The sequence below is a fragment of the Roseospira visakhapatnamensis genome, from assembly GCF_014197915.1.
In the GTDB taxonomy this organism is placed as follows: domain Bacteria; phylum Pseudomonadota; class Alphaproteobacteria; order Rhodospirillales; family Rhodospirillaceae; genus Rhodospira; species Rhodospira visakhapatnamensis.
This window is the reverse complement of the sequence record NZ_JACIGK010000011.1, coordinates 78521-103665: the sequence shown is the minus strand read 5'-3', so window position 1 is coordinate 103665 and position 25145 is coordinate 78521. Positions and strand designations below refer to the sequence as shown.

The following is a 25145-nucleotide window of genomic DNA, read 5'->3' as shown; positions in this document are numbered from 1 at the left end:
GGGCGATCTCCGGAGGCGGGGACAGCCGGTCGAGGCAAGCCGCGCGCGGGCGTCCTCAGGCCGGCCAGAGGAAGAACAACATCAGGTACGCCAGCAGGAACAGCGCCACCATCACCGCCGAGGCGCCGATGGGCCAGGTGCGACCCAGGGCGCCGTCGCGGCCGTGGGTGGCCTCGGTCCAGGCGATGAGCCCGTCGATGCCGCGCCGGGCGCCGCCGAGGCCGAGGGTCCAGGCGCGGCCCACGGTGTTCCGAAGACCCGCGGCCACGGCCGGTCCGGCGACGCGGTACAGCCAGTCCACATCAAGTGTGATCGTCAATGTCCGCTTCATCAAGGGCAGCAGGATGAAGAACGCCAGGCCCGAGAACAACAGCAACTGAAGCTGGGTGACGATATGGGCGCCGGTGTAGGCCGCGTAGTCCACGGGATAGGGCAGCAGCGCGTACAGCGGCCCCGGCGCGACACCGATGCCGATGCACAGGGCGGCGAACAGGATCATGGCCGCGCGCATGGACCAGGGTGGATCCTTGGGCCGCAGGCCGCTGTCCTTCTGGAAGAACACGAACCAGGGGAACTTGATGCCGGCGTGCAGGAACACGCCGGCGCTGGCCGCCTGCAACAGCATCCAGGCGATCATCAGATGCTCGTCCGCCGCGCCCTGGGTGATCATGGACTTGGTGACGAACCCCGAGGTCCAGGGGAAGGACGAGATGGCCAGCGCGCCGATGGTGCCGCAAAGCGTGGTGAGGGGCATGGTCCGGAACAGCCCGCCCAGATCGGTGCACTTGCGCAAGCCGGTCATGTACAGCACGGAGCCGGCGCTCATCAGCAGCAGCGCCTTGTAGATGATGTGCGCGAAGGCATGGGCGGCGGCGCCGTTCAGCGCCAACTCGGTGCCGATACCGATGCCGCAGACCATGAAGCCCACCTGGTTGACGATGGAATAGGCCAGGATGCGCCGCATGTCGTTCTCCAGCAGCGCGTAGACGATGCCGTAGAAGATCATGAACAGGCCGATCCCGATCAGGATCTCGGTCCCCGGGAAGCCGCGCAGCAGCACGTAGACGGCGGTCTTGGTGGTGAAGGCCGACAGGAAGACGGTGCCGCTCCACGAGCCCTCGGGATAGGCGTCGGGCAGCCAGGCGGACAGCGGCGGGGCGCCGGCGTTGATCAGCACGCCCGCCAGCATCAGCCAGGTGGCCGGGCTGTCGACCGTCATGGCCTCGAAGGCGATGGAGCCGGTGGCGGCCACATGCCCGGCGATACCGGCCATCAGCACCGCGCCGCCCAGCAAATGGACGAGGGCATAGCGCAGGCCGGCCTTGCGGCTGGCCTCGGTGCCCGGGGACCAGATCACCAGGGTGGAGGCGACGGCCATCAGTTCCCAGAACACGAACACGGTGATCAGGTCGCCGGCGAAGGCCACGCCCAGCGCGCCGCCGGCGTAGACCAGGGCCGAGGCCATCTCCACCACATTGGTCTGGCGCAGGGCGAACACGCAGCCGGTGAAGGCCATCAGGGCGAAGATGGTGCCGAACAGCCGCGACAGGGCATCGGCCTCGACCAGTTCCAGCCGGTATCCCAGGTACTCGGTCGAGAGGACGACGCCGTCCGGCAGCAGCCAGATCAGGCCCAGCGCGGCCAGCGGCGCGGCCAGCGACAGGGCCTGGCGGCCGAGGCGCGGCAGCAGGGGCAGGGCCAGCCCGCCCAGGATCAGCAGCAGTCCGGGGGGCAGGCTAGCGGCGAGCATCGTAATAGGTATCCTTGCGCTTCAGGAGAAGCCCCAGGCCCTTGGCGACCAGCACCATGGCGACGCAGGACAGGAAGCCGAACCAGGCGTGGAAGCCGAACCATCCGTCCACGCCGAAGTGGGGATGCAGGTGCACCAGAAGCTCGGCCAGCACGCAGGCGGTCAGGATGGCGCCGAAGATCCACCACAGGCCGCGAATGCCCTCGGGGCGCACGATCCAGGGCGCGCGCTCGTCGGGGCGGCGGGTGGCGGGCAGGGTGCCGCAGGGGGGAACCTCGGTGACCCGGACGAGGCGGGGCTTGGTTTCGGTCGTCACGGGCGGCCTCCCACAAGCTGGTCCGCCAGGCTCAGGAACACGTCCGGGAACAGGAACAGCCCGATGCTGCCGGCGGCGGTGAGGGTCAGGGCGGCGACGATCGGCAACGGCGCCTCGCCGTGGTCGGCGTGGCCGGGGCCGACCGGCGCCGGCCGGGTGGCGAAGGCGCGGTAGACGATGGGCAGGAAGTAGGCCGCGTTCAGCACCGTTGAGGCGAAGATCACGGCGATGGCCACCCATGCCTGCGTGTCGTAGGCGCCCGACAGCATGAACCACTTGGAGAGGAACCCGGCCGTGGGCGGCACGCCGATCATGGACAGGCTGCCGATGGCGAAGGCGCCCATGGTCCAGGGCATCTTCCAGCCGATGCCGTCCAACTGGCTGATTTCGGTCTTGTGCGCGGCGGTGTAGATGGAGCCGGCGGCGAAGAACAGGGTGATCTTGCCGAACGCGTGCGCCACGATGTGCAGCGCCGCGCCCATCACCGACAGCGGCGCCAGGATGGCGGCGGCCAGCACCACGTAGCTCAACTGGCTGATGGTGGAATAGGCCAGGCGGCGTTTCAGGTTGTCCTGGCGCAGGGCGACGAAACTCGCCGACAGGATGGTGAAGCCGGCGGCGTAGAGCATCCAGTCGCTGCCCGCCGTGTCGGTCAGCAGGTCCAGGCCGAACACGTAGACCACCACCTTGACCACCGTGAACACGCCGGCCTTGACCACGGCAACGGCGTGCAGCAGCGCCGAGACCGGGGTGGGCGCCACCATGGCCGCCGGCAGCCAGCGGTGGAAGGGCATGACGGCGGCCTTGGCGGTGCCGAACACGAACAGCGCCAGCAGCACCAGCACCGGCCAGCCGTCCACATGGCCGGCGAGCAGGCCGCCGACCTGGAAGTCGAGGGTGCCGGCCAGGATCCAGCAGGCGACGATGCCCACCAGTTGCAGGCCGATGGACGCCCCCATCAGCAGGCCCAGGTAGACGCGGCCGGCGCGCTTGGCCTCCTCGCTGCCCTTGTGGGTGACCAGCGGGAAGGTGCTGATGGTCATCACCTCGTAGAACAGGAACAGCGTCAGCAGGTTCCCCGCGAAGGCGATGCCCATGGCCGACAGGATGGCGATGGCGAAACAGGCGTAGAAGCGGGTCTGCGCGTGCTCGTCGTTGCCGCGCATGTAGCCGATGGCATAGACCGAGGTCACCACCCAGAGGCCGCTGGCGATCAGGGCGAAGATCATGCCCAGCGGCTCGACCGTGAAGGCCAGCGGCGCGCCGGGCAGCACCTCCCAAAGGGTCAGCGTCGGGCGTCCGCCCGCCAGCACCGGGTCCAGCAGGGACAGCACGCAGGCGGCCAGCGTCCCGGCGGTGGCCAGGGTGACCGTCTCGCGCAGGTTGGGCCAGCGGCCGGCCAGCAGGATGGCCAGCGTGCCCAGGGCGGGCACGATCAGGCAGGCGGCGATGATCTGGGCGGGGTCCGGCAGCGGCGGCATCATGTCAGTGCGCTCCTCCGCTGGACGGGACGGCCGGACGCGCGCCCGGACCCAACCCGGGATGCTCTCCCGGGGGGCCCTCGCCGGGCATGTAGGTGAGGATGTAGTCGGCCGCGTCCTGGGCCAGGCCGACCGAATAGGTGGTGTCCAGGCCGAAGTAGAGATTGCCGAGCGCCAGAAGCCACAGGGGCGCCAGCATGACCAGCGGCGCCTCGCGCACGCGCGGCGCGGTGGCCGGGGGGGAGCGCATGTAGGCGACCTCCAGAATCCGCCAGACGTAGACGATCGCCAGCAGCGAGGAGACGACCACCGCCGCCGCCATGAGCCAGTGACCGTCTTCCAGGGCGCCGCGCACCAGGATGAACTTGCTGATGAAGCCGGCCGTCATGGGCACGCCGATGAGGCTGAAGGCGCCCACCAGGAAGGCCGCGAAGGTCACCGGCATGCGGTAGCCGATGCCGTCCAGGTGCTCCAGGCGCACCGAGCCCACCCGCAGGGCCACGGCGCCGAGCGCCATGAACAGGGTGCCCTTGATCAGCGCGTGGTTGACCATGTGCACCAGGCCGGCGGTCATGCCGGTGACGGACACCATGCTGATGCCCAGCATCATGGTGCCCACCTGGGCGATCGACGAGTAGGCCAGCAGCCGTTTCACGTTGGTCTGGAAGACGGCCACCGCCGAGCCCGACAGCATGGCCAGCATGGCCAGCACGGCGACCACCTGGGTCTCCGAGATCGCCGCCGGCAGGGTCTGGAAGGCGTCGATGGGACCCAGCACGGTGAAGAAGATGCGCACCAGCACATAGATGGCGACCTTGGTGGCCGTCGCCGCCAGGAACGCCGTGACCGCCGAGGGCGCATGGGTGTAGGCGCCGGGCAGCCACTTGTGCAGGGGGAACAGCGCCAGCTTCAGCGCCAGGCCCACGGCCAGGAAGGCGATGGCCACGGCCACCGTGCGGGTGTCGGCCACCTCGGGGATGCGCCGGGCCAGGTCCTCCATGTTCAGGGTGCCCGTCATCATGTACAGCAAGCCGATGCCGATGACGTAGAAGGTGGCCCCCAGCGAGCCGAGGATGAGATAGCGGTACGCCGACGTCAGCGCCCGGGGGTCGCGTCCCATGGCCACCAGGGCATAGGTGGACAGCGACGAAACCTCCAGGAAGACGAACAGGTTGAACACGTCGCCGGTGGCCACCATGCCCAGCAGGCCGGTGAGGCACAGCAGGAACAGCACGTAGAAGGCGGGGATCTGGTCGCGGTGAATCTCGGCCTCGACGCTGGGGCCGGCATACACCAGCACCAGCCAGGCGATCCCGGAGACCAGCCCGAGGATCAGGCTGTCCAGCGGGTCGATGACATATTCGATGCCCCAGGGGGCGGCCCAGCCCCCCATTTCGTAATGGATGGGGCCGGTGTGCTGGACCTGGATGATCAGCGCGATGGCCGTGGCCAGGGTGGCGGTGCCCACGGCCATGGCGAACAGCCAGGCCAGCTTCGGGGGACGCAGGAACAGGCACAGGGGCGCGGCGACCAGGGGCAGGACGACCTGAAGGGCGGGAAGAGTCTGGCTCAGCATCATGGTGAGACTGGTTGCTCCCCGTCCTGTGTGGCCGCGGTGTCTCGCAGCGTGTCCTGGCGGTCCTCCAGGACGCGGAGATCGTCTTCCTCCAGGGTGCCGTAGGCCTCGCGGATGCGCACCGCCAGCGCCAGACCCAGCGCGGTCGTGGCCACGCCGACGACGATGGCGGTGAGGATCAACACGCTGGGCAGCGGATTCGTGTACAGGGTCGCGCCCTCGGCCACGATCGGCGCCGTGCCGCTCTCGACCGCGCCCATGGTGATGTACATCAGGAACATGGAGGTCTGGAAGATGTTCAGGCCGATCACCTTCTTGGCCAGGTTGCCGCGCGCGATGACGGTATAGAACCCGGCCATCATCAGGATGATGACGATCCAGTAGTTGTAGAGGCCGAGCACGGTCTCAAGCATGACCGTCCTCCCGATCGTCGGGGGTGCCGTCGGGGGTGCCATCGAGGATACCGTCGGCGTGGGCGGCGGCCCCGCGTTCGACGAAGGCCATGAAGATCGACACCATCACCGCCCACACCGTGATGCCCACCCCCAGTTCCACCAGCAGGATTCCCAGGTGCTGGCCGTGGTGGGGGTCATGGGCGAGGACGTCGTAGTTCAGGAACTCGCCGCCCAGCAGCAGGCTCACCACGCCGACCCCGGCATACAGCAGCACGCCGATGGCCGTCAGCGGTGTGGTGACCCAGGCGGGGGCCACCCGGCGGGCGCGAACGGGGCCGAAAATGAGGGCGAACAGGATGAAGGCGACGGCGAAGATCACGCCGGCCTGAAAGCCGCCTCCTGGGCCGTAGTCGCCATGGAACTGCACGTAGAGCGCGAACAGCATGATCGGCGGCATCAGCAGCTTGGTCATGGTCCGCAGGACGGAATGGTGGTTCATGGCCGGCCCTCCGGAGGCGCGGGGGCCGCCGGGGTCGCGGGCGTGGTTGGGCGCGCGCGCCGGCGCCGGCGCGTCACGCTGCCCAGCAACACCATCACGCCGATGCCGGCGGTGAAGATCACGGTGGTCTCGCCCAGGGTGTCGTAGCCGCGATAGCTGGCGAGCACGCTGGTCACCATGTTGGGCGGCCCCACTTCCCGGGGGCTGTCGACGATGTAGCGGGGCGCCACATGCTGATGGATCGGGGCGTCGGGATCACCAAAGCGGGGCATGTCGAGGGTGCCGTAGATCAGCGCCGCGCCGGTGACCGTCACCACCAGCATCGCCGGCCAGTCGGCGCGCGTCGCCGGCCGCTCGTCGCGGAAGGTCAGGGCCAAGGTGCCCAGCATCAGCACGGTGGAGATGCCGGCGCCCACGGCGGCCTCGGTGAAGGCCACGTCCACGGCGTCCAGGACCACGAACATGGCCGCCGACAGCAGCGAGAAGATGCCCGACAGCATGACCACGGCGAACAGGTTGCGCAGCCGAATCATGGCGATGGCGGTCACCACCATGAAGGCCAGCAGCACGATGTCGATGATCTGTTCCATGGCCTAGGACTCCTGCGGCGGACGGGGCGCCGTGGTCCCGGCCTCAAGGTCGTCGCGGGCATCGGCGAGAAAGCCGTCCTCGTCCGGGTCCTCGGGCGCGAGTCGGGCGTCGGGCGGGCGTCCGTGGCGGGTCCAGGGGACGATGCCGTCCAGCAGCGCGGCATGCGCCAGGGCATGGGTGGCCACCGGGCTGGTGAACAGCAGGAACACCAGGATCAGGATCAGCTTCACGCCCACCAGATCGGCGCCGATCCCGGCCTGCAACAGCAGCCCGAGCAGCACCAGTCCGGCGCCCAGGGTGTCGCCCAGGCTGGCGGCGTGCATGCGGGTGAAGACGTCGGGCAGGCGCAGGAGGCCGATCCCGGAGAGCAGGCAGAAGATCCCGCCGACGACGATGCAGGCCCAGCTGAGGATGTCCAGAATCAGGCTCACGGGGCGGTGCCTCCCTTGGGGGACGCGCCGCGATCGGCGCCGGGGCCGGCCAGGCTGCTGTACTTGACGAACTTCAGCACGGCGATGGTGCTGGCGAAGTTGATCAGCACATAGAGCAGGGCGATGTCCTCGAACTCCGGCCGGTCGGTCAGGAAGCCCAGCAGCACCAGCAGCAGGACGATCATCGTGCCGAACGTATTGACGGCGACGATGCGGTCGTAGACCGAGGGGCCGCGCACGGCCCGCAGCAGCGCCAGGGCCAGGGTGACCAGGATGAACAGGCAGCCGGTGGTGATCATGCGCCGTCTCCGCGACCGGACGGCTCGGCGTGCAGCGGGCTTTCCACCCAGGTGGCGCGCCGGTCCATGTCGCCGGCCTTCAGGTCGTCGATGCCCTCGGACTCCAGCGCGTGCACCAGGATGCGCCGCTGGTCGAGCTGCACCGAAATGGTGCCCGGCGTCAGCGTGATGGAATTGGCGAAGATGACGCGGCCGACCTCGGTGCGCTGCGTGGCCGGAATCCAGTCCAGGCGCGGGGACATGCGGTCCGGTGCCAGGATGACCCGGGCCACCGCCAGATTGGCCAGCACGATCTGTCCCAGCAGCCAGGGCCAGTACACCAGCGCGTGGACGCTGACGTTGATGGGAACGCCCTCGTGGTCCAGGCCCTCCATCCGCCAGGCCACGAACACGGTCAGGGCGGCGGACACCACCCCCAGGGTCAGCAGCAGCGGATCCGTCCAGTGGCCGGACAGCAGCAGCCACAGGACAAAGAGAGTCACGAACAGGCTGATGGCGTGTCTCACGGTCCGTCTCCCCGATCCGGTGCCCGGTCTCTGACCCGGTGCATGGAAGGTCCGTGATCAGGTCGCCCCAATGACCCTCCGGCGGCAAAACCACACGGACTTAAACGACAGCCCGCCACCGCGCAACCGTTGTTTCACAGCGGCGCTGGGGGAGAACCCGGATGGGGTCCCGGCCCCGGGATCCCTCCCGGAACGGTGGGGGGAGGAATCCCTGACGGGCCGTCTCACGCTCCTGGCAACCGCTTCCTACAACCTTCGCTGGCGTCGCCGCGCCGAGAGTCGAGGGCTCGTGCATCGGTTGCGACGACGTTCCCCCGACGCCGTCAAGGCAACCATCCTTGACGGCGTGAGCCGCTGCACAACAGTTTGAAACCAGTGCGCTTTTGATCCAGGCAAAAAGAACGCAGACAGCATCCGTTGTCAGGACCAGCGGACTCGGGTCGACGGAGGACGGCCCGTGGCGGGGCTCAGGTTTCCTTGCGGGAAATCGCGTCCTCGCTGGCGTCGCTGGCGCCCAGGGCGGACAGCGCGCGCGTCACCTTGGCGCAGCGCACCCAGGTGGAGGTCTTGCCGGCCAGCACGCCGGCGACGGCCTGTTCGGAAAGACCGCTGAAGCGCGCCAGGGTGGCGGCGTCGGTGTTGATGCCGTCGGCCAGGGTCTGGCCGTTGGCCAGGGTGAACTGGCCGCGTTCCTTGATGCCGGTCATGGGGGGATCCTTGATGGGTGTGTGAGCGGGCGCGGACCGTGCGCGGTTAGCCGCCCGGCGCGCCCAGGGTGGCGGCGGAGCCGCGCGCGACGGCATAAATGCCGCGCTGGCCGGGCACCGGCTTGAACTGATCGGAAATGCCGAGGACCGTCTCGGCGCCCCCCAGGTACAGCACGGCATCGTCCGGCATGAGGCCGGCCATGCTGCGCAGCACCTTGGTCTTGGTGGGCTGGTCGAAATAGATCAGCACGTTGCGGCAGAACACGACATCGAATTGCCCGAGCGCCTTGAGGTCACCGAGCAGGTTCCATTCCTTGAACTGGACCATGGAGGCGATGGAGGGATCGATGGTCCAGTTCTCGTCCTTTTTCTTGAAGTACTTGACCAGCAGGGTCATGGGCATGCCGCGCTGGACCTCGAACTGGCTGTAGGTGCCGGCGCGGGCCTTCTTCAGGATGTCGGCCGAGATGTCGGTGCCGACGATCTCGATTCGCCAGCCGGCCAGCTTGGCGCCTTCCTCCTTGAGAATCATGGCCAGCGAATAGGGTTCCTGGCCCGAGGAACAGGCGGCGCTCCAGATCCGGAAGGACTTCTTGGCGGCCCGCGCCTTCAGCAGGTTCGGCAGCACGATCGTGCGAAACTGGTCGAACGGCTTGTTGTCGCGGAAGAAAAAGGACTCGTTGGTGGTCATCGCCTCGACCACCGCCCGTTCCACGACGGTGTCACGGCGGCGCACGGCGGTGACCAGATCATCGAGCCCCTTGAAGCCACTTTTGCGTGCAAGCGGCATCAGCCGGCTTTCCAGCAGGTACGACTTGTCCTTGGTCAGGACCAGCCCGGATCGCTCCTTCAGGAGCTTGGAGACATAGTCGAAATCATCCGGTTTCATGGTCACCGCTTGCTCGCCATCTTGTAAATCCAGGGGCCGATGTCATTCACCGGCAGGATAGCCGTGCAAACCCCGGCTTGCGCGGTGGCGCCGGGCATGCCCCAGACGACACTGGTGGCCTCGTCCTGGGCGATCACGGTGCCCCCGGCCTTGACCACGTCTCCCGATCCCTTGGCCCCGTCGGATCCCATCCCCGTGAGTACCACGCCCAACACGCGACGACCATACGCTCGCGCCACGCTGCGGAACATCGGGTCGACCGCCGGCCGGCAGAAGTTCTCCGGTGGGTCCTGGGTCAGGCGCAGGACCTTGTCCACGCCCTTGCTCTCCACCAGCATGTGATAATCCCCCGGCGCGACGTAGATCCGATTGTTGCGAACGACCTCGCCGTTCTCGGCCTCGCGCGCTTCCATGGTGGCGATCCGGCTGATGTGCCCGGCCAGGATGGTCGTAAAGGTGGCCGGCATGTGCTGGGTGATCAGCATCGGCTGCGACACGCCCCCCAGCTTGGCGATGCTGCTCAGCACCGCGAACAGGGCCTGGGGGCCGCCGGTTGAACTGCCGATGGCGATGATGTCGACGGGCTCGGGTGTGACCGCCGGTCGACGCAGGGTGATCGGCACCGCGGGGCGCGCGGGAATGGCGGCCGCCGCGGCGGCGGTGCGCGTGGCCAGCGAGTCGCGCGAGCGGGCCGCGGTGGTGGCGGGGCCGGGGCGGCGCACGCCCCGCCGGCGCGCCTGCCCCAGGGCCTTGACCTTGGACACCAACTCCCGCTTGAACGGGCTGTCGCCGGTGATGTCGCGGGATGCGCTGGGCTTGGGCAGGTACTCGGTGGCACCGGCCTGGAGGGCCTGAAGGCTGATCTCCGCGTTGCGGAGCGTCAGGGTCGAGGCCATGATGATTTTCAGGTCCGGGTCGCGCGCCAGCAACTTGGGCAACGCCGACAGCCCGTCCAGGACCGGCATCTCGATGTCCAGGATCACGACCTCGATGTCGTGCTTGTCCAGGGCCTGCACGGCGAGTTGGCCATTGGAGACAGACGCGACGACCGTGATGTCCGGATCGGATTGCAGCATCCGTGTTTCAAGGCCGCGGACCACGGCGGAGTCGTCCACCACCATAACGCGGACCGGGTCGTTTCCGACACCGCCCGGGCTTCGCGCCCCTGCACTGAACGTTGGCGATGACAAGACGCTGCTTCCCTCCGCTTTCCGATTGAGTCCACCCGGAACCGGCCGATCCTGGTCCGGAGAGGGGGCGGATCGCCGACCCCGCGACTGCGGTGACGTCGGCTGTTACGCCAGACGCCGAACCACGACGACATCGCCGCACGGTCCCCCTGTCGAAACCCCCGTCGGGGCACCAAGGCCCGCGATCTCCATAGCGTCTTCACACCAGCGTTTTCACACCAGACACCCTGATCACCGACCGCTCCGGTTCCCGGTTGCCTCGCACGCTTTCGCAGCCCGTTGGCCAGGCGACCCCTTGGCCAGGCGACCCCTTGACCAGGCGACACGTCTTGTGGCGATCGAGAACGGCTCCCCGGGTCTTGGCGTTGCCGCGTCCCGGAGTCCCAGGGCGATTGGCTGACCGCTCCCTGCGGGGGATCGACGGGCACCCGGTGGCCGCTATTCCCCGATCAGGCCGACCTGCGCGAACTTCGACTGAAGGATTTCGCTGTCGAACGGCTTCATGATGTATTCGTTGGCGCCTGCCTGGATGGCTTCCTGGATGTGGTCGATGTCGTTTTCCGTGGTACAGAAGACGACGACGGGCTCGTTGCCGCCAGGGAGGGCGCGCAACTCGCGAAGGAACTCGATGCCGCTCATGATCGGCATGTTCCAGTCGAGCAACACTGCGGTTGGCAGATGGTCCTTGCAGATTTCAAGGGCGCCGCGACCATCCTCGGCTTCCTCGGTCTCGAAGTCCAGTTCCTGAAGGATTTTCTTGGCCACCATTCGGATGACCTTGGAATCGTCCACGATCAGGCAAGATTTCATGACGAACCTTCGCTTCCCGAGCGCTCGATCGGAGGTCGGCGGTGAACGGGAGCCGGATCGGCGCCCCGCCTTGGCACGTGGCCTCCAAGGGCATGCGATCCATCGGCCCAAGCGCGGCGACGGGCCGTCCCGCCTCGCGTATGCCTTGCTATAAAGGCCAATTTCGCAGCTCCGTCAAGGATTCCACAGGGTCTCGGGATCATTGAACACCACTTCGAAGCGGGTTTCCAGACCCGGTCCAGCCTCAAGACGCGCTGTCGGGTCCACGACCCCCGCCCGTCCTTTCGGCCGGCATGGCCCCGCCCGCGCGACCGCGCGCGGGCGGTCCCTATCCCGCGACGGCCGCCTCGATGGCCGCCAGCGCCTCGGCCGCCTTGTCGGCGTCGGGGCCGCCGGCCTGCGCCATGTCCGGCCGCCCCCCGCCGCCCTTGCCGCCAACGACGGCGGCGCCGGCGCGGACCAGGGCCACGGCATCATGGGTGCCTTTCAGGTCGTCGGTGACGGCCACGACCAAAGATACCTTACTTTCGCCCGCGGACACCAGGGCGACTATACCGCTGCCGATCTGTTTTTTGATCTCGTCGGCCATGCCCTTCAGGTCCTTGGGCGGCACGTCGGCCAGCAGGCGTCCGACGAAGGCCACCCCGGCCACCGTCCGGGGGGCGGACGCCGGGGCCTCGCCGCCGCCCCCGCCGCCCAGGGCCACCTTCTTGCGCAGGTCGCCCAGCTCCTTTTCCAGGCGGCGGCGCTCGTCCAGCAGCGCCTGCACGCGGGCGGGCAGGTCGGCCGGCGTGACCCGCAGCATGTCGGTGGCCTGGGTCAACAGGGTGTCACGCTGCCCCAGCCAGGCCAGGGCGCTCGCGCCCACCACCGCCTCGATGCGCCGCACGCCGGCGGACACCGCGCTTTCGGACACGATTTTCAGCAGGCCGATGTCGCCGGTGCGGCCGACGTGGGTGCCGCCGCACAGTTCCACCGAGAACACCGGCCGCCCGTGGTCGCGGTCCTCGGCCCCCATGGAGACCACGCGCACCTCGTCGCCGTACTTCTCGCCGAACAGGGCCATGGCCCCGGCCTGAATGGCCGCCTCGGGGTCCATCAACCGGGTGGTGACGGGCGTGTTGGCGCGGATCTGGGTGTTGACCTCGGCCTCGACGCGGGCGATTTGCTCGGCCGACAGCGGCTTGGGGTGGCTGATGTCGAAGCGCAGCCGGTCCGGTGCCACCAGCGAGCCTTTCTGCGTGACATGGTCGCCCAGTTCGTGGCGCAGGGCCTGGTGCAGAAGGTGGGTGGCCGAGTGATGCGCCCGCAGCGCGGCGCGGCGCGCCGCGTCCACGGTGAACAGCGCCTCGTCGCCGACGGCGATCGGGCCGCCCTCCACCGTGCCGCGATGAACGATCAGGTCGCCCACCATCTTGTGGGTGTCGCGCACCCGCAGGAGCCCCTTGCCGGCCACCTGGATGACGCCGGTGTCCCCCATCTGGCCGCCGGACTCGCCATAGAACGGCGACTGGTTGGCGATCAGCGCCGCGTCGGTGCCCGGCGCGACGCTGTCGACCGGCGTGCCGTCCACCACCAGGGCCTGGACGCAGCCCTCGGCGCTGTCGGTGGCGTAGCCCAGGAAGTCGCTGCCGCCCAGGGTCTCGCGCAGGTCGAACCACACCTTCTCGGTGGCCGCGTCGCCGGACCCGGACCACGCCTTGCGGGCCTCGGCGCGCTGGCGCGCCATGGCGTCGTCGAAGCCGGCGGTGTCCAGCGTCAGGCCCTGGCTCCGCAAGGCGTCCTGGGTCAGGTCCAGGGGGAAACCGAAGGTGTCGTACAGCTTGAACGCCACCGTGCCGGGCAGCGTTCCGCCCTCGGGCAGGCTGGCGGTCTCCTCGGCCAGCAGGCGCAAGCCCCGGTCGAGCATTTGCTTGAAGCGGGTTTCCTCCAGCTTCAGCGTCTCGGTGATCAGGGCCTGGGCGCGGTCCAGTTCGGTGAAGGTCTGGCCCATCTCGCGCACCAGCGTCGGCACCAGCCGGTGCATGAGCGGATCGGCGCATCCCATCTGGTGGGCGTGGCGCATGGCCCGCCGCATGATGCGGCGGAGCACGTAGCCCCGTCCCTCGTTGGAGGGCAGCACGCCGTCGGCGACCAGGAAGCCGCAGGAGCGCAGGTGATCGGCGATTACGCGATGGCTGACCTTGTGCGGCCCGTCGGGGTCGGTGCCGGCGGCGTCGGCGATGGCCTCGATCAGGGTGCGCATCAGGTCGATGTCGTAGTTGTCGTGCTGGCCCTGCAGCACGGCGGCCAGGCGCTCCAGCCCCATTCCGGTGTCGATGGACGGGTGCGGCAGATCGACGCGCTCGTCCTTCGACAGCTGCTCGAACTGCATGAACACGAGATTCCAGATCTCGATGAAGCGATCGCCGTCCTCGTCGGGGCTGCCGGGCGGGCCGCCGGGGATGTGCGCGCCGTGGTCGTAGAAAATCTCGGAACAGGGACCGCAGGGGCCGGTCTCGCCCATCATCCAGAAATTGTCCGAGGTCGGGATGCGCAGGATCCGGTCGTCGGGCAGCCCGGCGACCTTGCGCCACAGGGCGGCGGCGTCCTCGTCGCTGCTGTGCACGGTCACCAGCAGGCGCTCGGCGGGCAGGCCGTATTCCCTGGTCACCAGGCGCCAGGCGAAATCTATGGCCTCTTCCTTGAAGTAATCTCCAAAGGAGAAGTTACCAAGCATCTCGAAGAAAGTATGATGACGCGCCGTGTAGCCAACGTTGTCCAGGTCATTGTGCTTGCCACCGGCACGCACACATTTCTGTGACGTCACGGCGCGCTTATAGGGACGGGACTCGTTGCCGGTGAAGACGTTCTTGAACGGCACCATCCCGGCATTGGTGAACATCAGCGTCGGGTCGTTCAACGGCACCAGCGGGCTTGACGCGACGTGCTCGTGTCCCTCGGCCCGGAAGAAGTCGATGAAGGTCTGGCGGATCTGGCTGGTGGTCTGCATGGCGTTCCTGGTTCCCGTCCCCGATCTGGGCTCCCCCGACCGGCGCCCCTGCGAGGGGTCTCGGGGACCGCGCGGAGTTTTACCGCGCGGTTCGTTTCAGAGTCCAGGTGATGGCCTCGCGCGGCGTCATCACGTGTCCAGATAGTCGCGGCACAGAACCTCGGCGATCTGCACCGTGTTCAGGGCCGCGCCCTTGCGCAGGTTGTCGGAGACGCACCAGAACGACAGGCCGTTCTCCACGGTGGCGTCGTCGCGCATGCGCGAGACGTAGACGGCGTCCTCGCCCGCGCATTCGGCGGGGGTGACATAGCCCTCGTCCTGGCGGTGGTCGACGACCGACACGCCCTCGGCCTCGCGCAGGATGGCGCGGGCGGCGTCGACGTCGATGGGCTTGTCCGTCTCGATGTTGATGTACTCGGCATGGCCGATGAACGAGGGCACGCGGGCGCAGTTGGCGTGCACCTTGATCTTCGGGTCCAGGATCTTGCGCGTCTCGACGTTCATCTTCCACTCCTCCTTGGTGGAGCCGTCGTCCATGAAGACGTCGATGTGGGGGATGACGTTGAAGGCGATCTGCTTGGGGAACTTGCTCTGGAAGTCGCGCCAGGGCTGGTTGACGTAGATGCCGCGCGTCTGGTCGAACAGCTCGTCCATGGCCTCCTTGCCGCCGCCGGAGGTGGACTGATAGGTGGACACGACCACACGCCGGATGCCGAAGGCGTCATGCAACGGCTTCAACGGCACCACCATCTGCATGGTCGAGCAGTTGGGGTTGGCGATGATGCGCTTCTTGCGGAATCCGGCCAGGGCCTGCGGGTTGACCTCGGGCACCACCAGCGGCACGTCCGGATCCATGCGGAAGAACGAGGTGTTGTCGATCACCACGCAGCCGGCCTTGGCGGCGCGGGGCGCATGCACCGACGACACCTTGGCGCCGGGCGACGACAGGGCGATGTCGGTGCCGGTGAAGTCGTAGGTCTCCAGGTCCCGGACCTTGAGAACGTCGTCCTCGCCGAAGGAGACCTCGCGCCCCGCCGAACGCGACGAGGCGAGGGCCACGACCTCCTTCACGGGGAACGCGCGCTCCGCCAGGATGGCCAGCATCTCGCGGCCCACGTTGCCCGTCGCGCCGATCACCGCCACGCGGTATCCCTCGTCACGGTACGCCATGTCTGTTCGCGTCCTTCCACGGTGTGAGTGCGGGGGGGACCGGGCGCGACGGCCCGTCCGCCCCCATGCAAAAAGGGCAGGCCGTGATGGCCCGCCCCCCTGGATCTGTCAACCCCGCCCGCGCGGGGCCGGGCAACCCCGCCCGCGCGGGGCCGGGGTCAGCGCCGGGTTCGGGCCACCTGGCCATCCTCGCGCGCGGTGGTCGGTCCAGCGGTCTCGGCCTGCTGGGCCTCGGTCCAGTCGGCGAAGGTCTGCGGCGGCTGCCGGGCCTGTTCCAGGCGCGGCCCGGTCTCGCGATAGAAGTAGTGGTCGCCGACCCGGGTGGCGAAGGCCAGCCGGCCCGCCCAGCCCGGATTCACGGTACGGTTGTGGTACCAGAGGGCGCCGCCGGTGAGGTCGCTGATGGCGTTGTTGCGCGTCAGCAGGGACTTGGCCAGCAGCACCGAACTGCGCCAGGCCGTGGCATTGGTCGGCCGGTCGCTGCGTCCGTCGCAGTACCAGGAGAACTGGCAACTGCGCGGCTTGCCGGACCGGTTCTGGCTGACGACGTCGCAGATGCTGCCCGGAAAGCGCGGGTCGCGGGCGCGGTTCAAGACAACCTGGGCCACGGCGACGCGGCCCCGGGTGCTCTCGCCCCGGGCTTCCCAATAGTCGTTCAGGGCCAGGCACAGAAGCTCGTCGCGCGACACCACCATGTTGGTCCAGTCGATCCGCAGATCCCCAGGCACGCTGACGCGCACCATGTCGGCGTGCGCCGGTCGCGCGGCACCGGTCGCCAGCACGGCCAACACCAGGGTGGTGGCCATGGCCAACGGTACAAGACGACGGACGAGCTTCTGGACGTGGGTCACGGTGGTCCTCTGCGGTGGTTTGCGGTCCGACAGGCGTGCCGGTCAGTGGGTCGGTGGCCCGGTGCTGGTGGCGCGGTGCCGGTGATCGGGGCCGGTGGCGTGGGGACGGAACCCGCCACCTCCGGCGTCAAGCCAAGCCCTGGCGCGGCCAGGGTCTGTCAGGACCGTGGCTCCGGGCGCCAGTTCAAGGCTCCATCGATAGGGCGGGGCCGGGCGTTCCGGGACATGCGGCCCTTGAAAAAGGGCATCCCGGTCACCCAAAAAAGGAGACCACCCAGGGACCATTCCGCCCCGGGCCGACAGACCGGACGCCGCGTCGACCGCGTCGCCCTCCCGTGTCCGTGGGGTGCTCCAGACCACCCAGACGGCACCGTAATCAACGAACGGCCCCAAAGCCAACACAAATCTTGCTGCACCGCAGCATGACAGTGGCGGGGCCAAGGGGGGCCGGCGACCGTCCGTCAGGGCGGTTGAGACCGGAAAAAGACATTTGACGAAAAAGTTACGGGGGATGGCTTGAAGGCGCATGCGAACCCCGATGGCGCCGGATTGGGGGTGGGCGATGCCGGGGCGCGGGTGTTGACGGCGCGGACGTGTTGCAGAAACGCAACTTATTTTTAAGGGTTTTTCTCTCTCGGGACTCCCTGAAATTTCAATCATCCGGTTTCCTGGGGCCATCGCGTCCGGGGCGCCGCGCGGGGATCGCCATGCGCGGGACGCGCGCCGGGTCGTCCGTGGCCCAGGGGTCGGGGGAGTCTCGACGGTGGTGACGGTGGCGCCGAATCGGCCGGTTCACGCCATGGTCGGGCAGGGGCGGTCCGGATGGGGGCGGGGCCGGCGTTCCATCACCCCGGACATTCGTCGCCCGCGCTTGCGTCTTCGCAATGCGGGGTCCGCTCGCCTGTCTCCACAGTGGCGATAACGATGTCAGAAGGACGGCGGCCGCGCGCCCATCGCGGCCGCCCGTCCCATCCAAGCCGTGTGCCTTGGTCCGGTGGCGTCCGTCGTCTGAACCTCCCCCGCGCCGCCGCCGCCGGACCGTTCCGTTGACCGGGGATCGCGCCTCAGCCGCCCGATCGCGCGTCCATGGCCGCGAGCACCGCGTCACCCATGGCCCGCGTGCCCACCGGCGTCATTCCGGGCGCGACGATGTCGCCGGTGCGGATGCCGGCGTTCAGCACGTCCTGGCAGGCGGCCTCGATCAGGTCGGCCTCGGCGCCGCGATCGAACGAGTAGCGCAGCATCATGGACAGCGACAGGATGCAGGCCATGGGATTGGCCTTGTCCTGGCCGGCGATGTCCGGGGCCGAGCCGTGCACCGGCTCGTAGAGCGCCTTGCGGCGGCCGGCCGCGTCGGCGGCGCCCAGGCTGGCCGAGGGCAGCATGCCCAGCGACCCCGTCAGCATGGCCGCGCAGTCGGACAGCAGGTCCCCGAACAGGTTGTCGGTGACGATGACGTCGAACTGCTTGGGGTTGCGCACGAGCTGCATGGCGCAGTTGTCGGCGTACATATGCGACAGGGCCACGTCATTGTACTCGGCATCGCCCAGCGCCTGGACCTCTTCCCGCCACAGCAGGCCGCTTTCCATCACGTTGGCCTTCTCCACCGAGCACACCCGGCTGTCGCGTTTGCGCGCCAGATCGAAGGCCACGCGGGCGACGCGCACGATCTCGTGTGTCGTGTAGACCTGGGTGTTGATGCCCCGGCGCTCGCCGTTGGGCAGATCCTCGATGCCGCGCGGGTCGCCGAAGTAGACGCCGCCGGTCAACTCGCGGACGATCATGATGTCCAGGCCGCGCACCAGGTCGGTCTTCAGGGTCGAGGCCTCGGCCAGGGCATCGAACACCAGCGCCGGGCGCAGGTTGGCGAACAGCGCCATGTCCTTGCGCAGGCGCAGCAGGCCGCGTTCCGGCTTGTCGGCGAAGGGCAGGGTATCCCATTTCGGCCCGCCCACGGCGCCCAGCAGCACCGCGTCCACGGCCATGGCCTCGGCCATGGTCTCGTCGGTCAGCGGCGTACCGTGGGCATCGTAGGCGGCACCGCCCACCAGGTCCTCGCGGACGTCGAAGCCGCCCAGGTGGTCCAGCAGGCGACGGACCTGGGCCATCACCTCGGGGCCGATGCCGTCGCCGGGCAGGATGAGAACGGTGCTGGACATGGTCGCGGGACCTCCCTGGAGTGATGAACGCGGCCAGGTATGCGAAACGGCGCGCGCTTTGTCCAGGGCCGGCGATGGCGGTCGCGCGGGACCCGTCAGTCGGCGCCGGTCGCGCCGTGACCCGGGGTGTCATGGCCGTCCGGGGCATGGCGCTCCCGCAGGCGTTCCAACTGCGCCGCGAACTTCTCGCACGGATCCACGTCCTCCAGCGCGGGGGTCCACCACACCAGATCGAAGGGTGGCGTATCCGGGGCGGCGGCCTCGCCGACCTCAAGGACACCCAGGGTGGCGATCGACAGGTCCGGCGCCAGGCGGGCCAGGGTCCAGGGCACGCCCCGATCGGCGCGCACGTGGCCGTTGCCGGCGATCAGCAGGGCGCCGTCGGTGTCCGGGCGGGCCGCGGCGGCCAGCAGGGCGCGGGCCATCTCGCCGTCGCGGGCGCGCTGGGCCGCGATCATGCCCGGCACCGCCGGCTCCGGCAGCATGCCGCAATGGCTGTCGAGGATCTCCCGCCCCAGGCTCTCGCGCAGGGCGTCGGGCAGGGGGGTGTCCAGTCCGCGCGGCGCCAGGCCCGCCGCGCCCAGAACGGCCTCGGCGCCGTCCCGGGCGATGCGCCGGACCTCCGCCGTGGGCAGGTTGCCGGGCAGGATCGGCAGGCCGGCGTCCAGCGCCACGGCGGCGATGGGCTGGTATAGCGTCCAGTCGGGCCAGCCGGTCCGCGCCCAGCCCACGGCCTCGCCCAGGCCGGCGGCGTCGGCGTCCGGGCGGGCCTGATAGGCGGCCAGGGCCTCGGCCTGGGTGCTGTCCAGCATCTCCATCACCACCGCCGGGCGTCGGCCGGCCTCCACGAGGCGCTCCAGAATCCAGGCCCGGGCGCGGTGATGGTCGGGGTTGTCGTGTTTCTCGCCCAGCAGCACGAGATCGGCGCCGGCCAGGGCCGTCACGGCCTCGGCCGGTGTCCGGGCCGTGCCGGACGGTCCGGCGCGCAGGGTGCCCACGTCGGGGTGCGCGGCCCGCACCGTGGTCTCCCACGGCGTGCCCCAGGGCGGGGTGGACTGGGCGGACGCCGGCATCGGGGGCAGCAGGATCATGGCGAGCAGCGGGACCAGCGAAAGAGGGAGGCCGAATCGGGGCATGGGCACTCTCTTGAGGCGTGAACGGGGACCGTTTCGGGATATGGGGATGACGGCACGCCCCCGCCACCTGGCGCCGGACGCGCGGTCGCGCCCCGTTTCTCGACCTTTTTCCTCGAAACCCCCGGTCTGAAGGCCCTATGATCCCGGGTGTCCGCGTCGCCGCCTACCCGACCAACGCGCTTGGCCGGCGGGGGTGGTGCCGGTCCAAAACCGGATCCAAAACCGGATCCAAAACCGGATCCAAAACCGGATCCGCGACCACGGCGGCCGGAGCCGCGCCGTCCAGGGCGGCATGCCGGCGTCACCGTCCGCCCCGGTCCACCGTTTCGAACAGGGAGCGCGAGTCCATGCACGTACCCTTCACCCGCCGTTATGTCGCCCGGGGCGCCGCCGCCGTGCTGGCCGTGGGCCTTGGCGCGGTCGCCGTGTCCACCCCCTGGGGCGGTCCCGCCCGGGCCCAGGAGGACCGGAGCTACATCCTGACCACCGCCACCACCGGCGGCACCTATTATCCCGTCGGCGTGGCCCTGGCCACCCTGACCAAGGTGCGCCTGGAGCCCAAGACCGGGATCTCCATGTCGGCCATCACCTCGGCCGGGTCGGGCGAGAACGTCAAGCTGCTGCGCGAGGATCAGGCTCAGTTCGCCATCCTCCAGGGGCTCTACGGTCAGTGGGCCTGGACCGGCACCGGCGCCATGGCCAACGAGGGTCAGCAAGAGTGGCTGCGCACGGTCACCATGCTCTGGCAGAACGTGGAGCACTTCGGCATCCGCGCCGACCAGGCCACCACCGGCACCATCACCGACATCACCAACCTGGACGGCCGGGGCTTCTCCATCGGCAAGAAGAACTCAGGCACCGAGGGCTCGGGCCGGACCATCCTGGGCAACCTCGGCATCGACGTGGACGCCACCTTCGATGTCGCCTACCTGGGCTATGGCCCGAGCGCCGAGGCGTTCGTCAACCGCACCATCGACGGCTTCAACATCCCCGCCGGTCCGCCCGTGGCCGCCGTGACCCAGGCGTTCGCGGGCGCCGGATCGGATCTGGTGATCCTGGACTTCACCGACGAGCAGGTGGCCCAGGCCAACGGCGGCGGAACCCTGTGGACCCCGTACATGATCGCCGCCGGGACCTACCCGGACCAGAACAAGCCCATCAACACCATCGCCCAGCCGAACGTTCTGGCGGTCCATGCCGACGTGGACGAGGAGGCGGTCTACCAGATCACCAAGACCATCTACGAGAACCTGCCGTTTCTGGGCAACATCCACGCGGCCACCAAGGTCATGGCGCTGGACAAGGCGATCACCGGCCTGCCGGCGCCGCTGCATCCCGGGGCCGCGCTCTTCTACCAGGAGCAGGGCATCACCATCCCCGAGCACCTGATCGCCGAGTAGGCTGGTCGACGGGAGGCACCCGGCGGGACCAACCGGCGGGACCAACCGACAGGCCCCGGTGCCGTCCGGTGGTCATAGTGCGCGGACCGGGCGATGCCGTCGGCGTGTCGGGGCCGTGCTTGTCTCACGCGGGACAGGGGTGGACATGGGGCGGAGGGACCGGGACAGCCATGATGACGCCGACGCCGAAGCCGTGGCGCGCGCCGGCCACGGCGTGGAGGTGGGCGAGGTCTCGACGGTCGCGCGGCCGTTGGCCGGGCCGCTGCGTCTGGTCGTCTTCTGGATCGGCGTGGTCACGGCCGTCGTCCACATCTACCTGAACACCTTCGGCACCATGTCGGAACTGCGGGTGGCGGCGCTGCACTTCGGCCTGTTCGGGCTGCTGTGCGCCCTGATCTACCCGTTGCGCCCGGTCGCGGGACGCGCCGCCCGCCGCTGGGTCCTGGGGATCGACGTGGTCCTGGGCCTGCTGTGCCTGGTGACCGTCGGCTACCTGTTCCTGTACGAGGACGCCTTCCATGCCCGGGGCATGGCCTTCGATGGCTGGGACTGGGCCATGTCGCTGCTGGCCCTGGGCCTGGCCATGGAATTCGCGCGCCGCTCCTCGGGCTGGCTGATCCCCGTGTTGATCATCATCGCGATGACCTATGCCACGCTCTGGGGGCCCTGGGTCTCGGGTGTGTTCCACTTCGCCGGCCTGTCGGGCGAGGTGATGATGATGCGCGCCTACCTGACCGGGGACGGCCTGTTCGGCCCCATCGCGCGCATCTCCTACTCCTACGTCACCATGTTCATCCTGTTCGGCGCCTTCCTGGTGCGCTCCGGCGCCGGCGACTTCATCATCGATCTGGCCCGCTGCGCCGCCGGCCGCTTCGTGGGCGGCCCTGGCCTGGTGGCGGTGTTCGGCTCCGGGCTGATGGGCTCCATTTCCGGCTCGGCGGTGGCCAACACGATGTCCACCGGCATCATCACCATCCCGCTGATGAAACGGGCCGGCTACCGGCCCCGGTTCGCCGCCGGGGTGGAGGCGGCGGCCTCCACGGGGGGCCAGATCATGCCTCCGATCATGGGCGCCGGGGCCTTCATCATGGCCAATTATACCCTGGTGCCTTACGTGGAGATCGTCGCGCTGTCGGTGCTGCCGGCCATCATCTACTTCCTGTCGGTGGGGGCCTTCGTGCGGGTGGAGGCCATCCGCCTGGGCCTGTCCGCCGAGGCGCCGGAGGACGGCAAGAGCTTCGGACAGGTGATACGCGAGGGCTGGCATTTCCTGCTGCCCATCGCCGTGCTGGTGGGGCTGCTGATCCAGGGCTTCACGCCCACCTATGCCGCCGGCCTGTCCATGGGGGCGGTGGTGGTGGCCTCCTGGCTGTCCAAGGCGCCCATGGGGCCGCGCGCGGTGCTGGAGGCGCTGGCCGAGGGCGCGCGCATCGCCGCCACCATGGCCATCCTGCTGGTGGCCGTGGGTGTCGTCGTGGCCGTGATCGCCACCACGGGCATCGGCAACACCTTCAGCCAGATGATCAGCGCCTGGGCGGGTGGCCAGTTGTGGGTGCTGCTGATCCTGGTCGCCCTGGCGTCTCTGGTGCTGGGGATGGGCCTGCCGGTGACGGCGGCCTATGCGGTGCTGGCGCCCCTGTCCGCGCCGGCCCTGAACGACCTGATGCTGGAAGGTCATATCCTCCAGGCCCTGGTGGACGGCACGGTCCCCCAGACCGTGGCCATGACCCTGAGCGCGCTGCTGCCCGACCTGGGCGGGGTGCTGGGCGAACCCATGACCCAGGCCCAGGCCCAGGCGGTCTGGGCGCGGGTTTCGGCGCTGCCGGGCGACTTCACCGCCGGGCTGGCCGGCCAGCTCGTGGATCCGGTCACCGTCTCCATGACGCTGCTGGGCGCGCATCTCATCATCTTCTGGCTGTCGCAGGACTCCAATGTCACCCCGCCGGTCTGCCTGACGGCGTTCGCCGCCGGGGCCATCGCCGGGACCCGGCCCCTGCCCACGGGCATGGCCGCCTGGAAAATCGCCAAAGGATTGTATATAGTCCCTGTGCTGTTCGCCTATACGCCGCTGGTCACCGGGACCTGGCCGGATCAGGTCGAGGTGTTCGTGTTCGCCTGCTTTGGCGTCTATGCCTTCGCCGGTCTGTTCCAGGGCTGCCTGGAAAGTCCGTTGCGCTGGTACGAGCGTCTGGGGTCGGGGGCGGCGGCGGCCCTGATGTTGTGGCCCCACGGCGCGTTCCCGGTGCACCTGTCCGGGCTGGTGCTGCTGGCTGTCCTGGTCGCCGTGACGTGGCGCCGCCGCCGCCGGACCATGGCCGACAGTGCCCCCGCGACGTGATGGAAAGGGTCCGACGTGCCATTGCCCCGCCAGCCCGCCGCGCCGTCGGCCGCCCTGTCCCCCTACCTGACGTGGCGCGCGCCGGTGCTGGCGCGGAACATCGTCGCCACCTCGCAGCCGCTGGCGGCGCAGGCGGGCCTGCGCATGCTGCTGCACGGGGGCAACGCGATCGATGCCGCGCTGGCCGCCGCCATGGCCCTGGTGGTGGTGGAGCCCACCGGCTGCGGCCTGGGCAGCGACGCCTTCGCCATCGTCTGGGACGGACACGCCCTGCATGGCCTCAATGCCTCGGGCCGGTCGCCGGCGGGCTGGACGCCGGAGCGCTTCCGGGATCACGCGGTCATGCCCACGGACGGCATCGAGGCCGTCACCGTGCCCGGCGCGGTATCCGCCTGGGCGGCGCTGTCGGCGCGCTTCGGCCGGCTGCCCCTGACCAGGGTCGCCGAACCCGCCATCGGCTACGCCCGCGAGGGCTTCCCCGTGTCGCCGACCATCGCCGATGGCTGGGCGCGGGGGGCCGTGCGGCACCAGGTCCAGCCGGGCTTCGCCGACGCCTTCCTGCCCCACGGCCGCGCGCCCCGGCCCGGCGAGCTGTTCCGGCACCCAGCCCTGGCCGCCAGCCTTGAGAGCATCGCCGACTCGGCCGGCGAGAGCTTCTATCGCGGCGATCTGGCGCGGCGCATGGCCGCCTTCTCCGCGTCCCTGGGCGGTGCGCTGACCGAGGCCGACCTGGACGCCCACCGTTGCGACTGGGTGGAGACCCTGTCGCGGCGATTCGTGGGGGTGGAGCTTCACGAGATCCCGCCCAATGGCCAGGGACTGGCGGCACTCATCGCGCTGGGTATCCTGGCGCACACGTCGATCGCCCACCACCCGCCCGACAGCGCCGACGCCCTGCATCTGCAAATCGAGGCGATGAAGCTGGCCCTGGCCGATGCCTACCGCTACATCGCCGATCCGGCGGCCATGGATACGCCGGTGACGGCGCTGCTGGACGCCGGGTATCTGTTCGAACGCGCCCGGGAGATCGACCTGAACCGCGCCGGCGACCCGGGCGCGGGCCAGTGTCCGCCCGGCGGCACGGTGTACGTCGCCGCCGCCGATGCCAGCGGCATGATGGTGTCGTTCATCCAGTCCAACTACATGGGGTTTGGGTCCGGTCTGGTAGTGCCGGACACGGGCATCAGCCTGCAGAACCGGGGCGCCGGCTTCACCCTGGAACCCGGCCATCCGAATCGCGTGGGACCGGGCAAGCGGCCGTTCCAGACCATCATTCCCGGGTTCGTGACGGCTGGCGGCCGGCCGCGCATGAGCTTCGGGGTCATGGGGGGACCCATCCAGGCCCAGGGGCACGTGCAGATAGTCCTGCGCACCCAGCTTCATGGCCAGAGCCCGCAAGCCGCCTGCGATGCGCCGCGCTGGCGGGTGGACGGGGGCCTGTCGGTGGCCGTGGAACCCAGCCTGCGCGAGACGGTCCGCGACCAGTTGGCGCGGCGCGGCCATCGGGTGTCGGTGGAGGGGCAGGACGCGAGCTTTGGATTCGGCGGCGCCCAGATCATCCAGTGCCTGGAGGACGGCGGCGGCTACGGGGCGGGCTCGGACCATCGCAAGGATGGGCAGGCGGTGGGGTTCTGATCCGGGACCACCGGTTCGGGCCGG

22 protein-coding genes are annotated in these 25145 nt (G+C 69.4%); 3 read left to right on the top strand and 19 right to left on the bottom strand.

Features of this window, described 5'->3' with window-relative positions; genetic code table 11:
* Window positions 1-55: 55 nt before the first annotated feature.
* The 19 genes from GGD89_RS08985 to GGD89_RS08895 form a co-directional block, all read right to left on the bottom strand.
* Window positions 56-1750 carry a Na(+)/H(+) antiporter subunit D gene (locus GGD89_RS08985; RefSeq protein WP_184044293.1) on the bottom strand — a complete coding sequence of 565 codons (1695 nt, stop codon included), beginning with the start codon at window positions 1748-1750 and terminating at the stop codon, window positions 56-58.
* Window positions 1737-2066 (bottom strand): hypothetical protein, encoded by a 330-nt coding sequence (locus tag GGD89_RS08980; protein WP_184044291.1) that lies wholly within the window; start codon window positions 2064-2066, stop codon window positions 1737-1739. The genes GGD89_RS08985 and GGD89_RS08980 overlap by 14 nt, the downstream gene beginning before the upstream one ends.
* Window positions 2063-3550, bottom strand: coding sequence for a monovalent cation/H+ antiporter subunit D family protein (locus GGD89_RS08975; protein WP_246422995.1), 1488 nt, complete (start codon window positions 3548-3550; stop codon window positions 2063-2065). Before GGD89_RS08975 ends, GGD89_RS08980 begins: the two co-directional genes overlap by 4 nt.
* Window position 3551: 1 nt before the next feature.
* The gene (locus tag GGD89_RS08970; protein WP_246422994.1) at window positions 3552-5126 is read right to left on the bottom strand and encodes a monovalent cation/H+ antiporter subunit D family protein; all 1575 of its coding nucleotides are present in this window, start codon (window positions 5124-5126) and stop codon (window positions 3552-3554) included.
* Entirely contained in the window at window positions 5123-5536 is a 414-nt protein-coding gene (locus tag GGD89_RS08965; RefSeq protein ID WP_184044289.1) for a cation:proton antiporter subunit C, read from the bottom strand. The genes GGD89_RS08970 and GGD89_RS08965 overlap by 4 nt, the downstream gene beginning before the upstream one ends.
* Complete coding sequence (locus tag GGD89_RS08960) at window positions 5529-6017, bottom strand: Na(+)/H(+) antiporter subunit B (protein WP_184044287.1); 489 nt, start codon at window positions 6015-6017, stop codon at window positions 5529-5531. Before GGD89_RS08960 ends, GGD89_RS08965 begins: the two co-directional genes overlap by 8 nt.
* Window positions 6014-6607, bottom strand: coding sequence for a DUF4040 domain-containing protein (locus GGD89_RS08955; RefSeq protein ID WP_184044285.1), 594 nt, complete (start codon window positions 6605-6607; stop codon window positions 6014-6016). The genes GGD89_RS08960 and GGD89_RS08955 overlap by 4 nt, the downstream gene beginning before the upstream one ends.
* 3 nt (window positions 6608-6610) lie before the next feature.
* Window positions 6611-7039, bottom strand: coding sequence for a monovalent cation/H(+) antiporter subunit G (gene mnhG / locus GGD89_RS08950; protein WP_184044284.1), 429 nt, complete (start codon window positions 7037-7039; stop codon window positions 6611-6613).
* Complete coding sequence (locus GGD89_RS08945; protein ID WP_184044282.1) at window positions 7036-7338, bottom strand: MrpF/PhaF family protein; 303 nt, start codon at window positions 7336-7338, stop codon at window positions 7036-7038. Before GGD89_RS08945 ends, mnhG begins: the two co-directional genes overlap by 4 nt.
* A complete protein-coding gene (locus tag GGD89_RS08940; protein ID WP_184044280.1) occupies window positions 7335-7844 on the bottom strand; it encodes a Na+/H+ antiporter subunit E in 510 nt (169 codons plus the stop codon). The genes GGD89_RS08945 and GGD89_RS08940 overlap by 4 nt, the downstream gene beginning before the upstream one ends.
* Before the next feature lie 467 nt (window positions 7845-8311).
* Entirely contained in the window at window positions 8312-8551 is a 240-nt protein-coding gene (locus GGD89_RS08935) for a hypothetical protein (RefSeq protein WP_184044279.1), read from the bottom strand.
* Window positions 8552-8597: 46 nt separating this feature from the next.
* On the bottom strand, window positions 8598-9440 hold the full coding sequence (locus GGD89_RS08930; protein WP_184044277.1) for a CheR family methyltransferase: 843 nt from the start codon (window positions 9438-9440) through the stop codon (window positions 8598-8600).
* A 2-nt stretch (window positions 9441-9442) separates the two neighbouring features.
* The gene (locus GGD89_RS08925; protein ID WP_425503026.1) at window positions 9443-10630 is read right to left on the bottom strand and encodes a protein-glutamate methylesterase/protein-glutamine glutaminase; all 1188 of its coding nucleotides are present in this window, start codon (window positions 10628-10630) and stop codon (window positions 9443-9445) included.
* Window positions 10631-11068: 438 nt separating this feature from the next.
* Entirely contained in the window at window positions 11069-11440 is a 372-nt protein-coding gene (locus GGD89_RS08920) for a response regulator (protein WP_184044273.1), read from the bottom strand.
* Between the two features lie 328 nt (window positions 11441-11768).
* On the bottom strand, window positions 11769-14432 hold the full coding sequence (gene alaS / locus GGD89_RS08915; RefSeq protein ID WP_184044271.1) for an alanine--tRNA ligase: 2664 nt from the start codon (window positions 14430-14432) through the stop codon (window positions 11769-11771).
* 129 nt (window positions 14433-14561) lie between these two features.
* On the bottom strand, window positions 14562-15602 hold the full coding sequence (locus GGD89_RS08910; protein ID WP_184044269.1) for an aspartate-semialdehyde dehydrogenase: 1041 nt from the start codon (window positions 15600-15602) through the stop codon (window positions 14562-14564).
* 158 nt (window positions 15603-15760) lie between these two features.
* Entirely contained in the window at window positions 15761-16453 is a 693-nt protein-coding gene (locus GGD89_RS08905) for a cell wall hydrolase (RefSeq protein WP_343058569.1), read from the bottom strand.
* A 1064-nt stretch (window positions 16454-17517) separates the two neighbouring features.
* Complete coding sequence (gene leuB / locus GGD89_RS08900) at window positions 17518-18612, bottom strand: 3-isopropylmalate dehydrogenase (protein ID WP_184044268.1); 1095 nt, start codon at window positions 18610-18612, stop codon at window positions 17518-17520.
* Between the two features lie 95 nt (window positions 18613-18707).
* A complete protein-coding gene (locus tag GGD89_RS08895; protein WP_184044266.1) occupies window positions 18708-19748 on the bottom strand; it encodes a ChaN family lipoprotein in 1041 nt (346 codons plus the stop codon).
* A 347-nt stretch (window positions 19749-20095) separates the two neighbouring features.
* On the opposite strand from GGD89_RS08895, the gene GGD89_RS08890 reads away from it, so the two are divergent.
* From GGD89_RS08890 to GGD89_RS08880, 3 genes are all read left to right on the top strand, one after another.
* Window positions 20096-21148 carry a TAXI family TRAP transporter solute-binding subunit gene (locus tag GGD89_RS08890; protein ID WP_184044264.1) on the top strand — a complete coding sequence of 351 codons (1053 nt, stop codon included), beginning with the start codon at window positions 20096-20098 and terminating at the stop codon, window positions 21146-21148.
* Window positions 21149-21293: 145 nt separating this feature from the next.
* Window positions 21294-23486 (top strand): TRAP transporter permease, encoded by a 2193-nt coding sequence (locus tag GGD89_RS08885; protein ID WP_184044262.1) that lies wholly within the window; start codon window positions 21294-21296, stop codon window positions 23484-23486.
* Between the two features lie 15 nt (window positions 23487-23501).
* A complete protein-coding gene (locus GGD89_RS08880; protein ID WP_343058568.1) occupies window positions 23502-25121 on the top strand; it encodes a gamma-glutamyltransferase family protein in 1620 nt (539 codons plus the stop codon).
* Window positions 25122-25145: the final 24 nt, after the last annotated feature.